This window comes from Ruegeria sp. BC7 (genome assembly GCF_056539165.1).
This window is the reverse complement of the sequence record NZ_JBQFUL010000003.1, coordinates 32,798-46,914: the sequence shown is the minus strand read 5'-3', so window position 1 is coordinate 46,914 and position 14,117 is coordinate 32,798. Positions and strand designations below refer to the sequence as shown.

Below are 14,117 nucleotides of genomic sequence, written 5' to 3'. Positions count from 1 at the left end.
GCGTATCGACCACAAGTCGGCAAGGCAAGCCCGGCCTGCGCCTGTGAAAAGGGGAGATTTCCATGGCACTGGACAATTCAAACGATTTTTCAATGTCGCGCCAGGCAATGAAGGCGGAATTGCTGGACGCGGAAACCGAATTGAAACTCGCGTATGCGTGGCGCGACCAACGTGACGAGCAAGCTCTGCATCGGCTGATCACGGCCTATATGCGGCTTGCGATTTCTATGGCGGCCAAGTTCAAGCGGTACGGTGCACCGATGAATGACCTGATTCAGGAGGCAGGGCTTGGCCTGATGAAAGCGGCCGACAAGTTCGACCCTGATCGCGGCGTGCGCTTTTCTACCTATGCCGTGTGGTGGATCAAGGCCAGCATCCAGGACTACGTGATGCGGAACTGGTCGATGGTTCGGACGGGCTCGACCTCGTCTCAAAAATCGCTGTTTTTCAATATGCGCCGTGTTCAGGCACGGCTTGAGCGGGAAGCCGCGACAGAAGGCATGCAGCTGGATCGTCACCAGTTGCACCAGATGATTGCCGCCGAGATTGGTGTGCCGCTGCGCGACGTCGAGATGATGGAAGGACGGTTGTCCGGTTCCGATTTCTCGCTGAACGCTGTGCAGTCTGCCGATGAAGACGGGCGCGAGTGGATTGACGCGTTGGAAGACGACCGCGAACAGGCTGCTGAAACTGTCGAAAACAGCCACGATACGGAACAATTACGAGAGTGGCTGGTTACTGCGATGAAGGCGCTCAACGACCGTGAAAGGTTCATTGTGCGCGAGCGCAAGCTGCGCGAACCTGCAAGGACGCTTGAAAGTCTGGGTCAGGAACTTGGCTTGTCCAAGGAACGTGTGCGCCAGTTGGAAGCGGCGGCATTTGTGAAAATGCGCAAGAACCTTGAAGCGCAATCGCGCGAGGTGCAACACTTCATCGCATGAGACAGATTGCGATTCTGCTGTGTGCATTGATGGTTACGGGCAGTCAGGGCCGGGCCGATCAACATATTCCAGACGACGTTGCGGCCGCGATGCGGTCTGCGGACGTCGTTATTCTTGGTGAAATCCACGATAATCCCCACCACCACATGGTGCAGACCGAGGCGTTGAAGATCGTCTCGCCCTCGGCTGTGGTTTGGGAAATGGTGACCGAGGAAGGGGCGCAGCGACTTGCCCAGAAAGCAGCGTCCAACCCGGAGGAGCTGTCGCGAATCTTGCGTTGGGCCGAGTCCGGCTGGCCACCGCTGAGCATGTATTACCCCGTCTTTCAGGCAACGGACGCGCCGGTCTATGGCGCGATGGTCCCACGTGCAGCGGCCCGCGCCGCGATGGAGCGTGGGGCCGCGACAACTTTGGGCGCGGACGCAGCCCGTTTCGGTCTGACCATCCCACTATCCGATGCCGAACAGGACGCACGCGAAGCGGATCAGCTTGCCGCGCATTGCGATGCCATTCCCGAAAGCGCGCTGCCGCAGATGGTTGCCATTCAGCGCCTGCGCGATGCCGTTCTGACCCGCTCTATCTTGCGCGCGACGGATGAAACCGGTGGTCCGATTGCGGTGATTACGGGCAATGGTCACGCGCGCAAGGACTGGGGTATCCCGACCTTTTTGTCGCGCCTGCGCCCGGGGCTGAAGGTGTTCGTTCTGGGACAGTCCGAGGACGGCAGCATCGAAGGGGAATTCGACGCGGTGATCGACAGCCCTTCGGTGGAACGGGAAGACCCCTGCCTTGCGTTCGAGACGCAGAATTAACCGCTGGAACTGTTTGGCGGCCTTGCCTAATGTCGGGGCCGACCGGAATGGGAAGGGCACAACATGCTGGCATCGAAACGTATTCTGCTGATCATCGGCGGAGGGATCGCGGCCTATAAATCGCTGGATCTGATCCGACGGTTGAAGGAGCGCGGCGCTTCGGTGACGCCCGTTCTGACGCGCGCGGCCGAAGAATTCGTAACGCCTCTGTCCGTTTCTGCACTTGCCGGAGAAAAAGTATATCGCGATCTGTTTGACCTGACGGATGAGGCTGAGATGGGGCATATCCAGTTGTCCCGGTCGGCGGACCTGATCGTTGTTGCGCCTGCGACGGCGGATTTGATGGCAAAAATGGCGAGTGGGCTGGCCAATGATCTGGCCTCGACCTTGTTGATGGCGACCGACACGCCGGTTTTGTGCGCTCCTGCCATGAATGTGCGCATGTGGGACCACCCTGCGACGCAGCGCAATCTGGTGCAGTTGCAGGCGGATGGCATCCGCTTTGTTGGCCCGAACGAAGGCGACATGGCGTGTGGGGAATATGGCCCCGGCCGTATGTCCGAGCCATTGGAAATCGTTGCCGCAATCGAGGCCCAGCTTGGCAATGGCCCGCTTATGGGGAAACGCATACTCGTAACCTCTGGCCCGACGCATGAGCCGATTGATCCGGTTCGCTATATCGCCAACCGGTCTTCGGGGGCGCAGGGCACGGCCCTGGCGCGTGCGCTGGCCGCACTGGGAGCAGAGGTGATCTTTGTGACCGGACCCGCCGATGTACCGGCCCCGGACGGCGTGCAAGTTGTGCCTGTGGAGACCGCCCAGCAGATGTCTGACGCCGTGGACGCCGCGCTGCCCGTGGACGCCGGAGTTTTTGCGGCAGCGGTGGCGGACTGGCGTGTTTCCAGTGCCTCGGACCGGAAACTGAAAAAAACTCGCGACGGTCTTCCTGCGCTGGAGTTTGCCGAGAACCCGGACATCCTGAAAAGGGTTGCTCAGATGAAGGACGGACGCCCGCCATTGGTTGTTGGTTTTGCCGCTGAAACGGACAACGTGGTTGAGCACGCGACGGCCAAACGCAAGCGCAAAGGGTGTGATTGGATTGTTGCCAACGACGTCAGTCCCGCGACGGGGATCATGGGCGGGTCTGAAAACGCGGTCATCCTGATCTCGGATCAGGGCGCGGAAGAATGGCCCCGGATGGGCAAGGACGCCGTGGCCAAGCGACTGGCCGAAAATATCGCAGATGCCCTGAACCGCTAAGCAAAAGGAACTCAGATGGTTGCAATTCGTGTGATCCGCGAGGACGGAGCGGACCCCTCGGTGCCCTTGCCCTCATATGAATCGGCGGGGGCGGCTGGCGCGGATGTGCGGGCCAATATGCCGGATGGTGTTTCGGTCACGTTGCAGCCGGGCGAAAGGGCTCTGGTTCCGACGGGATTGCGGATCGAAATCCCTCGGGGATTTGAAGTGCAGGTGCGCCCTCGGTCCGGGCTTGCGCTGAAACATGGCATTACGCTGCCAAACACGCCGGGCACGATTGACAGTGACTATCGCGGCCCTTTGGGGGTGATCGTTCTGAATGCCGGACAACAGGCGTTCGAGATCACGCATGGGGAACGCATCGCCCAACTGATCGTGGCCCCGGTGGTGCAAGCCACTTTTGAGGCGGTCGAAACGCTCAGTGACACCGCACGCGGCGCTGGCGGTTTCGGGTCAACCGGGCGCGGCTGATGCTGTTGGTGCTCATTCTGTCTGCTGGGCTGTGGGGCATCGGCTATCTGGCCGGAGTGTCCCGAACAGCGCGTCTGGCTTCGGTCGCAGTGTTGCTGTTGGGGGTCATTACAGCCCAGTTGGTGCTGCCTGACGGTCACCCCCTGCGCGAGGCAACAGGCGGTTCCGCCGCCATGTGGCTTATACTGGGTGGTTTCGCCGTTCTGGTTCTGGTTTACGGAAGGGTGCTGAAAGCGTTGCGAAACCGTGCAGCGCCCGCCGTCAAGGAGCCCGCCATGCCATCCGACCAATTCTCGGAAACTGAACTGGAACGCTATGCCCGCCATATCGTTTTGCGGGAACTGGGCGGGCCGGGTCAGAAAAAGATGAAACAGGCCCGCGTGCTGGTGATTGGTGCCGGTGGGCTGGGCGCGCCTGCGCTGCAATATCTGGCCGCCGCCGGGGTCGGGACCATCGGTGTGATCGACGATGATGAGGTCGAAAACGCCAACCTGCAACGGCAGGTGATCCATCGGGATACGGATATCGGGATGCCCAAGGTGTTCTCGGCGCAACAAGCGATGCAGGCGCAGAACCCCAACGTGACTGTGCTGCCCTATCACCGGCGGCTAACGGATGAGATCGCGGCCGATCTGTTTGCCGATTTCGATCTGATCCTCGACGGAACGGATAATTTCGACACCCGCTATTTGGCCAATCGCACCGCGGTTGCGCTGGGCAAACCGCTGATCTCGGGCGCGTTGTCGCAATGGGAAGGGCAGCTCAGCGTCTTTGATCCAGCCAATGACGCGCCCTGTTATCAGTGTATCTTCCCCGAGGCTCCAGCCCCCGGTTTGGCCCCCTCTTGCGCCGAGGCTGGTGTGATCGGTCCTCTGCCCGGTGTGGTCGGCTCGATGATGGCGGTTGAGGCTATCAAAGTGATCACCGGGGCGGGGCAAGCCCTGCGCGGCGAGATGCTGATCTATGACGCACTCTATGGTGAAAGCCGAAAAATCACCCTGTCGCGCCGCGCCGATTGCCCGGTTTGCAGTAAGTGAGCGCGCGCACTGGATCATCCCACCCAGCGTTCTTAGCTTGTGGTCAAAGGAGAGTTTCATGACCAACCCGATCCTGTCCGACTGGAGCACACCGTTTGAAATCGCGCCCTTCGCGGATATTTCAGACGCAGACTTTGCCCCCGCTCTGGAAGAGGCGATGACATCCCACACCGCGCAGATCGACGCGATTGCAGGCAACCCGGATGCCCCCACCTTTGCCAATACGGTCGAGGCACTTGAGGCCGCTGGTGAGCAGATGGACAAGGTTCTGTCTGTTTTCTTCACCGTGGCCGGGGCCGACAGCAACCCGGCGCGTGAGGAGTTGCAGTGTGATTTTTCACCCAAACTGGCGGCGCACTATGCGGGCATTTCCTCGAATAAGGCGCTGTTTCAGCGGGTGGCCGATCTGTGGGCACTTAAGGATGATTTGGGACTGACGGACGAACAGGCGCGGGTGCTGATGCTGACCCATCGTGGCTTCGTGCGCGCGGGTGCGGCGCTGACCGGAGACGCGGACGCGCGGATGCAGGCGATCAAAGCACGGCTGGCCTCGCTGGGCACTGCGTTCACCCAGAACCTGCTGGCGGATGAGCGTGCGTGGTTCATGCCTCTGTCCGAGGATGATTTGGAAGGTCTGCCCGATTTCGTCGTAGACGCAGCCCGCGCCGCCGGGCAGGAAAAAGGCGCAGACGGTCCGGTTGTCACCCTGTCGCGCTCGATCATTGTGCCGTTCCTGCAATTCTCGCCCCGCCGCGATCTGCGTGAGGTGGCGTATAAGGCGTGGACCGCGCGTGGTGCCAATGGCGGTGAGACTGATAACCGTAAGATCGCCGCCGAAATCCTGACGCTGCGCGAGGAACGCGCCAAGCTGCTGGGTTATGACAATTTCGCCGCCTACAAGCTGGAGACTGAGATGGCCCGCACGCCCGACAAGGTGCGCGACCTGCTGATGCAGGTGTGGGAACCGGCCAAGGCCCGCGCGGATGCGGATGCCGATATTCTGACGCAGATGATGCAGGTGGATGGGGTCAATGGACCTCTGGCCGCGTGGGATTGGCGCTACTATGCCCAGAAACGCCGCAAGGCCGAGCATGATCTGGATGAGGCCGCGCTAAAACCCTACCTGCAACTGGACCGGATGATCGAGGCCGCCTTTGCCTGCGCCAATCGCCTGTTCGGGCTGGAGTTCGCGCCGCTGGACGTGCCTTTGTACCACCCCGATTGTCGCGCGTGGGAGGTCACGCGCAATGGTCAGCATATCGCGGTATTCATCGGGGATTACTTTGCGCGCGGGTCCAAGCGATCCGGCGCGTGGTGCAGTGCGATGCGGGGTCAGGCGAAATTTCCCAAGGTGCAGGCTCCGGTCGTGATCAATGTCTGCAACTTCGCCAAGGGCGATCCGGCGTTGCTGTCCTATGATGACGCGCGGACGCTGTTTCATGAATTCGGTCATGCGCTGCATCAGATGCTGTCGGATGTGACCTATGAAAGCATCTCGGGCACATCGGTGGCGCGCGATTTCGTGGAACTGCCCAGCCAACTGTATGAACACTGGCTGGAAGTGCCCGAGGTTCTGGCCGAGTTCGCCACTCATGCCGATACCGGCGCGCCGATGCCGCAGGACATGCTGGACAAGGTACTGAAGGCCGCCAATTTCGATCAAGGGTTCCAGACGGTGGAATATGTCGCCTCGGCGCTGGTCGATCTGGAGTTTCATGACGGCGCGGCCCCGGCGGACCCGATGGAAAAGCAGGCGCAGGTGTTGGAAGGTCTGGGGATGCCCCCGGCCATCGGGATGCGCCACGCGACGCCGCATTTCGCGCATGTGTTTGCGGGCGATGGTTATAGCTCGGGCTATTACAGCTATATGTGGTCCGAGGTCATGGACGCCGATGCCTTCGCCGCCTTTGAAGAGGCCGGAGGCGCGTTTGATCCCGAGCGCGCCAAAGCACTGGAGGAGAACATCCTGTCCACCGGCGGCTCGCGCGAGGCCGAGGATCTGTATCTGGCCTTCCGGGGCCGGTTGCCGGGGGTCGAGGCGTTGCTGAAAGGACGTGGCCTGATCGCGGCCTGATCAGTATCCCAGATCGCGGTTCACGATGTGCAGCAGGGCTTCTCCGGCTTCACCTCGGACGATGTTGTCGCAAATGACCTGCGCGGCCGTGGCCGGGCGGGTTTCCGATGCGATGTGAGGTGTGACCGTCACTTTGGGGTGCGCCCAATAAGGGTGATCGGCGGGCAGGGGTTCCACTCGGAACACGTCCAGCGTCGCATGCCCGATCTGGCCGGAGTTCAGGGCCGACAACAGCGCGTCGTCGTCTATCAGTGGCCCCCGGCCGGGGTTGATGACCCGTGCGCCCTTTGGCAGCAAGGCTAGCGTTTCGGCGTTCAGGGTGTTTACGGTCGCAGGCGTATCCGGCAACAGCAGCACAACAATTTCGGCTTGTGACAGGGCGGTACGCAGCCCCGCGTCTCCATGCAGGCACCGTACACCCGGAATATCCTTGGCGGTGCGGCTCCAGCCCGTGACATCAAAGCCAAGCGCGGAAAGGGCGCGGGCTGCGGCCTCGCCCAACGCCCCAAGGCCCAGAATGCAGACCCGTCGCTCGGGCGCCAGTGGCGGGGCGTCCGGTGTCCATACGCCATCCTGAACAGTGATGTGCTGATCCATCCCCAGATGATAGCGCAGAACATGCCCTACCACCCATTCCGTCATGCCTTGCGTCAGGCCGTGATCTACCATCCGTGCCAGAGGAACGGTCAGGGTTTCGTTTCCCGCGATCTTTTCGACCCCGGCCCAAAGGCTGAGGACGGCCTTCAGGCGCGTATATGGCGTGAAATCCAGAAGACCGCCATTTGGGGCGTAGACGATATAATCCACCTGATCCGGCTCGATGTCGGTTGCCAGACGAAAGTTCAGACCGGCCTCAGTCAAACCTTTTGACAACAGCGGCTCATATACCGGCCAAAGCTCGGGGCGTGCGGAAAACAGGACGTTCACGGGCATTGGTGGCCTTTCGGATCAACGGGGGCGGTGGATATGGGCGCTTTGGACAATGCCAAAGGCCGCCATCAGAACCAGCATGGCCGATCCGCCATAGCTGACCATCGGCAGGGGCACACCCACAACCGGGGCGAGGCCCATGACCATCGACATGTTCACGGCAAAAAACAGGAAGAAGTTCAGCGCTATCCCCAGTGTCACCAACGAGGAAAACCTGTCTTTCGTTGACAGCGCCGTGACCGTGCAGAAGATCAGGATCAATCCGTAAAGGGTCAGCAGTGTGATACCGCCGACAAAGCCGAACTCCTCAGCCAGCGTGGTGAAGATGAAATCGGTGTGTTTTTCGGGCAGGAAGTTCAGCCGCGACTGCGTGCCCTGCATGAAACCGCGCCCATTCCATCCTCCAGACCCCAGGGCAATTTTCGACTGCGTGATGTGGTACCCCGCACCCAGCGGGTCAGTAGATGGGTCGAGAAAGGTGTCGATACGGCGGAATTGATAATCTTTCAAAAGCTGCCATTCCGTTCCACGGCTGTTGAACACGGTGGCAATCAGTCCGACACCGGCCGCGATCACCGCAGCGAAATAGGCCCAGTGGACACCCGCCAGAAACATCAGCCCACCCCCGGCTGCCAGCAGCAGGATTGAGGTGCCAAGGTCGGGCTGGCGCAGCACCATGAATGTGGGAATCAAGATCAGGATGACGGGAATGATGACCCAAACCGGCCGGGAGGTTTTATGCGATGGCAGCCAGTCATAGTAAGACGCCAGCAGCATCACCAATGTCACTTTCATGACTTCGGATGGTTGCAGCCGCATGAATCCAAGATCAATCCAACGCTGCGCGCCCATCCCGACGGTTCCGAACAGTTCCACGAATACCAGCAAAGCGATCGAGCCCAGATAGGCCACAACAGACATGTTGCGCCAGAACCAGATCGGCACAAGCGCCACGATGAACATGACCGCAAGGCCAAGGCCGAACCGCTCCATCTGTGGTTCAGCCCAGGGTGTCCACGACCCACCGGCCACCGAATACAGCATCAGGAACCCGGCGCTGGCCGTGCTGATCAGCAACAGGGTCAGCGGCCAGTTCATGTACAGAAACTTGCGAAACCCTGACGGAGTGGATTTGACAGCGTATTCTAGATAGCTCATGCGCGGTCCTTTTCGGACGGACGCGCTTTGGGGCGGCGATCTCCCTCAAGCCGTTTTTGCTGTTCCTTGATGCGGTCGCGGTCGGCGACCGGATACGCCTCAAGCGGCGGAGTGCCGTTGTACAGCGCTTGCAGCATGATATCTCGTGCAACCGGCGCGGCCGCTTTTGAGCCCCCGCCGCCGTGTTCCACGACGACGGCAACGGCGTATTTCGGGTTGTCATACGGCGCAAAGCTGACGAACAGCGCGTGGTCGCGGCGTTCCCACGGCAAGTCTTCGTTGCGGATGACGCCTGCAGCGCGCTCGGCCTTGGTGATGTTGCGCACCTGGCTGGTTCCGGTTTTCCCGGCCATGCGGAAGTCATCGGCGATAATCCGGCTGCGATAGGCCGTCCCACGCCGGTCGTTCGAGACCGAGAACATCGCCTTGCGTACCTGCTCAAGGTTGTTGGGGTTCACCGCCAAAGGCTCGCCCGCGCCCGAGGGTTCTTCGACCCCGTTCACCGACCGCACCAGCCGCGGCGAGACAGCGCGCCCCGTCGCGATCCGCGCCGTCATGACTGCCAGTTGCAGCGGCGACGCCAGCATGAACCCCTGACCAATCGAGGCATTCGCTGTGTCGCCCACCAGCCAGTCCTGCCCGTGAACGCGCTGTTTCCATTCCTGGTTCGGCGCAAGCCCAGCGGCAACGGCGGACATCGGAATGTCGTGTTTCACGCCCAGCCCGAATATCCGCGCCATGTCCGAGATATTGTCGATGCCGGTGCGCAATGCCACGTCATAGTAGTAAACATCGCAACTGCGTTTGAGCGACGTTTCCAGATCAACGGTTCCGTGACCACCGCGCTTCCAGCAGTGGAATCTGCGGCTGCCGACCTTTAGGTGGCCGGGGCAATAGACGGTATTGGACGGACCGATCACCCCGGCCTCAAGCGCGGCCATTGCGGTGATCATCTTGAATGTCGAACCGGGAGGGTAAGTTCCCTGCACCGTCTTGTTGGCCAGCGGGCGGTAGTTATCCTGAGTCAGGGTCCGATAATCAGCGACCGAGATACCGCGCACGAACAGATTCGGATCGAAACTGGGGGCCGAGCTGATGGCGCGGATATCCCCGGTCTCGCAATCAATCACCACGGCGGCGGCACTTTCCCCGGCCAAACGAGCCTGCGCGTATTGTTGCAGGTCTGCGTCCACCGAGAGTTGAAGATCGGCGCCGGCCTCGCCTTCCTGCCTGTCCAATTCTCGCATCACGCGGCCCGTGGCGTTGACCTCGACCCGTTTGGCACCCGCTTTGCCGCGCAAGGTGCCTTCCTGCTTGGCTTCCAGACCGACCTTGCCGATCTGGAAACGGGGAATACGCAGAACCGGCTCGGGGTCGTCGATCTGGCTGAGGTCATAGTCGCTGACCGGGCCGACATACCCAACGACATGCGCAAAGTCCTCGTATCTTGGGTACTGGCGGGTCATGCCAACTTCGGGGGTGACACCGGGCAGGGCAGGGGCGTTGACCGCGACCTTTGAAATATCCTCCCACGTCACCTGATCCGCCAGCGTCACCGGAAGGAACGGGGCAGACCGGCGCATTTCAGTCTTGGCGCGTTCGATCTCGTCATCGGTCAATGGGATCAGATCGGACAGCTTGGAGATTACGGCATCTACATCGCCCGCGTCCTCGCGGACCATTACGATCCGGTAGGACGGCGAGTTCTGTCCGATAACTTGCCCGTTGCGGTCGTAGATCCGACCGCGTGTCGGGGGAATAAGTCGGATATTGATGCGGTTCTCTTCCGCCAGCAGGCGGTATTCGTCAGCCTGATCCACCTGCATGAACCGCATTCGAGCCGCCAGTCCGCCAATGAACGCCGCCTGCAATCCGCCAAGGATCACCGCGCGACGCGGCAGGCGTTTATAGGCAAGCCCCTGCGATTTGGTCTTGCGCTGTTTCATGGCCGAAGCCCCGCTGTAGCGGAATCCACCGCCGACGCGCGTCTTATACCGAATCCGCTTTGGCTGAGCAGAACGATCAGCGGATAAACTGCAATTGTCAGAACCACTTGTATCACCATCGGCCCTAATGCTGCTTGTTGCACCGTTAGAATAGCAAGAATTATGCGGTTCAGTACAAAAACAGCCGTGATCGCAACGGCTGCGGTTGTCCATTCGGCAACGAATCCGGCGTCACGCATACTGGGCGCGGCCGAACGCAAATAGGCTGCCCCCAGAACGACAAGCGCGGCCAGCAATCCGGGGGGACGCTGTAACAGCAGGTCCGCCAGCAGCATCACGACCGCGATCAAAGGAATCGGAACATATTCAGGTCGCCGTAAGACCCATGCAAAGGTCAAGGCGATCAGCAGATCCGGAAAGGGCCAGCGCCCCGGCTGTGTGTCCAGCGGCAATAGGTGCAGAAACATGACCAGAAAGGCCAGAAACAGGTATAGCGCCCGTTTGGTCCAAAGCTGCGAAACCTGCCTATCCATCGCCGACCTCTGCGGGCTCTATGGCGGCTTCGGGTCGTCTTGGGCCGACGATATCCCCGGACTCTTCGATCGGAGGCGCAGAGTGATATCGCAGCACCCGCAGAAACTCGAGCCTTTCAAAATCAGCCGACAAGCGAACCCGCAGACGCCCACCGGGGTCAGCCGTGATCTGTCCGATCAGCAGGCCACCCGGGAAAACGCCGCCATCGCCCGATGTGACAACCCGGTCACCGGGACGCACAAGTTCACGGTTTTCAAGAAACTCGACCGCCGGAGAAGGTGTGTTATCCCCCGCGATCAGAGCGGTCTGGCCCGAAGGTTGAATCGTTGCGGGTATCGCGCTGGAGGCATCAGTCATCAGGATCACCCGCGCCGTATCAGGGCCAACGCCCGAGATGCGGCCAACCACGCCGATCCCGTCCATCGTGGCCCAGCCATCCATGATCCCGTCCCGCTCGCCCACGTTCAGCAGAACCGACTGACGGAAGGGCGAGCCGCTATCCGCCATTACGACGCCTGTGATATAGGTCAGGCGCGGATCAAGCCGCACATTGTTGAGGTCAAGAAGCCGGGCGTTTTCCTGCTCAAGCTGCAGGGCGGCTTCTTTCCACGCGCGCATCAGGCGCAATTCGCTGCGCAATTCCTGATTTTGCTCGCTCAGCCGTTGATAGCTTTGAAAATCGCGCACAAGGTTCACGACCGCCGTGACGGGAACCATGGCCCACTCCATCGAGGGTACGACGGTGTCTACGACCTGTGCGCGGAACCGCTCGACCCGCGGACTGTCAATGCGCCATACCAGAAAGATGCCCAGCAGACACAGAACGACGATCCCCAACAGCAGGCGGCGCAAGGGAGTCGTGTATTCGTCGCGCTGTGATCGGTCCTTTGCCACAGGTTACCTTCCCGTGCTGCTCTTGCCCGAGTTTTCACCCCGAAAGGGTGCGCGCCTTAGCTTTCGTAGTCAATCGCGTGGCGCAGTTGTTTTTCGTATTCCAGCGCCTTGCCGGTGCCCAAAGCCACACAGTTCAGGCTTTCATCGGCAATCGACACGGCCAGACCCGTCTGTTCGCGCAGCGCAAGGTCCAGATCGCCCAGCAGCGCACCGCCGCCGGTCAGCATCACGCCCCTATCCACGATATCAGCGGCCAGATCGGGCGGCGTGGTTTCCAGCGCGGTCATCACGGCCTCGCAAATCTGCTGGACCGGCTCGGACAGAGCTTCGGCGACCTGCGCCTGGCTGATCTCGATTTCCTTGGGCACACCGTTCAGCAGGTCACGACCCCGGATATGCATCGACTGACCACGGCCATCGTCAGGCATCCGCGCTGTGCCAATGGTGGTCTTGATCCGTTCAGCGGTGGATTCGCCGACCAGCAGGTTCTGCTGACGGCGCAGGTATGAGATGATCGCCTCATCCATCCGGTCCCCACCCACGCGGACCGAGCGCGCGTAAACGATGTCGCCCAGCGACAGAACGGCAACTTCGGTGGTGCCGCCGCCGATGTCGACGACCATGTTGCCGGTCGGATCGGTAATTGGCATCCCGGCACCAATGGCGGCTGCAATCGGTTCGGCAATCAGACCGGCGCGGCGCGCGCCTGCGGACAGAACCGACTGTCGGATCGCACGTTTTTCAACGGGTGTCGCACCATGCGGAACGCAGACAATGATCTTGGGCTTCGAGAAGGTCGAGCGTTTATGAACCTTGCGGATGAAATGCTTGATCATCTCCTCGGCGGTGTCGAAATCTGCGATGACACCTTCGCGCATGGGACGGATCGCTTCGATCGAACCCGGCGTCCGGCCCAGCATCAGCTTGGCGTCTTCACCCACGGCCAGAACTTTCTTGACGCCGTCCTTGACGTGATAGGCCACAACCGAAGGTTCCGACAGGATCACACCGCGCCCTTTGACATAAACCAGCGTGTTCGCTGTCCCAAGGTCAATGGCCATGTCCGCTGTGAACAAGCCGCCCAGATTGCCAAAGATTCCCATGTGTTCACTGATCCCGTTCGTCAGAATTTCTACTGCCCGCGACTCGACGGTTCCGGGACGGATGTCTTATAGGGTGCCATCTCGTCCGGTAAAAGGGCTGATTCCGCGTCAATCAGCACCTTTCCGCCTTATTGAGAGGGACTTTAGAAGGCATCATGCTCTCATATCAACACATTTACCACGCCGGAAATCTGGCTGATGTGCAAAAGCACGCTTTGTTGGCATGGATGCTGGAATATCTGGCCCGCAAGGACAAGCCTCTGACCTATCTCGAGACGCATTCGGGCCGTGGATTGTATCAGTTGGACGCGGCCGAGGCCGTGCGGACGGGCGAGGCCGCAGCCGGGATCAAACGGGCGCAGCGCAAAGGGTGGTTCAACGCGGATCATCCCCTGTCAAAGGCGCTGAGCAGTGTCCGGGCACGCCACGGCGAGAACAGCTATGCCGGTTCGCCCCTGATCGCCGCCAGCCTGTTGCGCGAACAGGACAGTCTGCACGTTGCCGAGCTGCACCCGCAGGAATATGCGGCGCTGTCGATGACGATGTCTGCCTATGGGCCAAAGGTTTACAGGCAGGATGGGTACGAGCTGGCGCAGTCGTTGCTGCCTCCGACACCGCGCCGAGGGATGCTGTTGATTGATCCCAGCTATGAGGTGAAGTCGGAATATGACCGCTTGCCCGGGATCATTTCCAAACTGCATCGCAAGTGGAACGTAGGTGTCATCGCGCTGTGGTATCCGATCCTTTCGGATGGGCGGCACAAAGCGATGGTTGAGGCGCTTACAAAACAGAACCTGCCGAAAGCCCAATGCCATGAAGTCCGGTTTCCGGCCGCGCGTGAAGGACACCGTATGATCGGCTCTGGAATGTTTGTGGTAAACGCCCCGTTTGGGTTCGATGAGGAAACACGCCGGCTGGATTCACTCTTTGCCGGGCTTGAAGACGCCTGAATACATG

General features: G+C 60.6%; 13 protein-coding genes. 7 read left to right on the top strand and 6 right to left on the bottom strand.

Annotated features, from left to right (window positions below):
- Positions 1-62 precede the first annotated feature (62 nt).
- The 6 genes from ACR0KS_RS09245 (at position 63) to ACR0KS_RS09220 (ending at position 6,595) form a co-directional block, all read left to right on the top strand.
- The gene (locus ACR0KS_RS09245; RefSeq protein ID WP_170485003.1) at positions 63-941 is read left to right on the top strand and encodes an RNA polymerase factor sigma-32; all 879 of its coding nucleotides are present in this window, start codon (positions 63-65) and stop codon (positions 939-941) included.
- The gene (locus ACR0KS_RS09240; protein WP_170563513.1) at positions 938-1,753 is read left to right on the top strand and encodes a ChaN family lipoprotein; all 816 of its coding nucleotides are present in this window, start codon (positions 938-940) and stop codon (positions 1,751-1,753) included. Before ACR0KS_RS09245 ends, ACR0KS_RS09240 begins: the two co-directional genes overlap by 4 nt.
- Before the next feature lie 63 nt (positions 1,754-1,816).
- The gene (gene coaBC / locus ACR0KS_RS09235) at positions 1,817-3,013 is read left to right on the top strand and encodes a bifunctional phosphopantothenoylcysteine decarboxylase/phosphopantothenate--cysteine ligase CoaBC (RefSeq protein ID WP_170563511.1); all 1,197 of its coding nucleotides are present in this window, start codon (positions 1,817-1,819) and stop codon (positions 3,011-3,013) included.
- Between the two features lie 15 nt (positions 3,014-3,028).
- Positions 3,029-3,484, top strand: a complete 456-nt coding sequence (gene dut / locus ACR0KS_RS09230) for a dUTP diphosphatase (protein ID WP_170563509.1) — start codon at positions 3,029-3,031, stop codon at positions 3,482-3,484.
- Positions 3,484-4,521, top strand: coding sequence for a molybdopterin-synthase adenylyltransferase MoeB (locus tag ACR0KS_RS09225; protein ID WP_170563507.1), 1,038 nt, complete (start codon positions 3,484-3,486; stop codon positions 4,519-4,521). The genes dut and ACR0KS_RS09225 overlap by 1 nt, the downstream gene beginning before the upstream one ends.
- 58 nt (positions 4,522-4,579) lie before the next feature.
- Positions 4,580-6,595: a M3 family metallopeptidase gene (locus ACR0KS_RS09220; RefSeq protein ID WP_170563505.1), complete on the top strand. Its 2,016-nt coding sequence runs from the start codon at positions 4,580-4,582 to the stop codon at positions 6,593-6,595.
- Here the strand turns inward: ACR0KS_RS09220 and ACR0KS_RS09215 are convergent, their stop codons facing one another.
- Genes ACR0KS_RS09215 through ACR0KS_RS09190 form a run of 6 tightly spaced genes read right to left on the bottom strand, consistent with a single transcriptional unit; the run spans position 6,596 to position 13,160 of the window.
- Positions 6,596-7,528 (bottom strand): 2-hydroxyacid dehydrogenase, encoded by a 933-nt coding sequence (locus tag ACR0KS_RS09215; RefSeq protein WP_170563503.1) that lies wholly within the window; start codon positions 7,526-7,528, stop codon positions 6,596-6,598. It abuts the gene before it with no gap.
- Between the two features lie 15 nt (positions 7,529-7,543).
- Positions 7,544-8,683 carry a rod shape-determining protein RodA gene (gene rodA / locus ACR0KS_RS09210; protein WP_170388927.1) on the bottom strand — a complete coding sequence of 380 codons (1,140 nt, stop codon included), beginning with the start codon at positions 8,681-8,683 and terminating at the stop codon, positions 7,544-7,546.
- Positions 8,680-10,629, bottom strand: coding sequence for a penicillin-binding protein 2 (gene mrdA / locus ACR0KS_RS09205; protein ID WP_170563500.1), 1,950 nt, complete (start codon positions 10,627-10,629; stop codon positions 8,680-8,682). The genes rodA and mrdA overlap by 4 nt, the downstream gene beginning before the upstream one ends.
- Positions 10,626-11,162 (bottom strand): rod shape-determining protein MreD, encoded by a 537-nt coding sequence (locus ACR0KS_RS09200; RefSeq protein WP_170563497.1) that lies wholly within the window; start codon positions 11,160-11,162, stop codon positions 10,626-10,628. The genes mrdA and ACR0KS_RS09200 overlap by 4 nt, the downstream gene beginning before the upstream one ends.
- Complete coding sequence (mreC, locus tag ACR0KS_RS09195; RefSeq protein ID WP_170388930.1) at positions 11,155-12,057, bottom strand: rod shape-determining protein MreC; 903 nt, start codon at positions 12,055-12,057, stop codon at positions 11,155-11,157. Before mreC ends, ACR0KS_RS09200 begins: the two co-directional genes overlap by 8 nt.
- Positions 12,058-12,113: 56 nt before the next feature.
- Positions 12,114-13,160, bottom strand: coding sequence for a rod shape-determining protein (locus ACR0KS_RS09190; protein ID WP_039523195.1), 1,047 nt, complete (start codon positions 13,158-13,160; stop codon positions 12,114-12,116).
- A gap of 155 nt (positions 13,161-13,315) precedes the next feature.
- Here ACR0KS_RS09190 and ACR0KS_RS09185 point away from each other — a divergent pair, with 155 nt between their 5' ends.
- The gene (locus tag ACR0KS_RS09185; protein WP_170563495.1) at positions 13,316-14,110 is read left to right on the top strand and encodes a 23S rRNA (adenine(2030)-N(6))-methyltransferase RlmJ; all 795 of its coding nucleotides are present in this window, start codon (positions 13,316-13,318) and stop codon (positions 14,108-14,110) included.
- Positions 14,111-14,117: the final 7 nt, after the last annotated feature.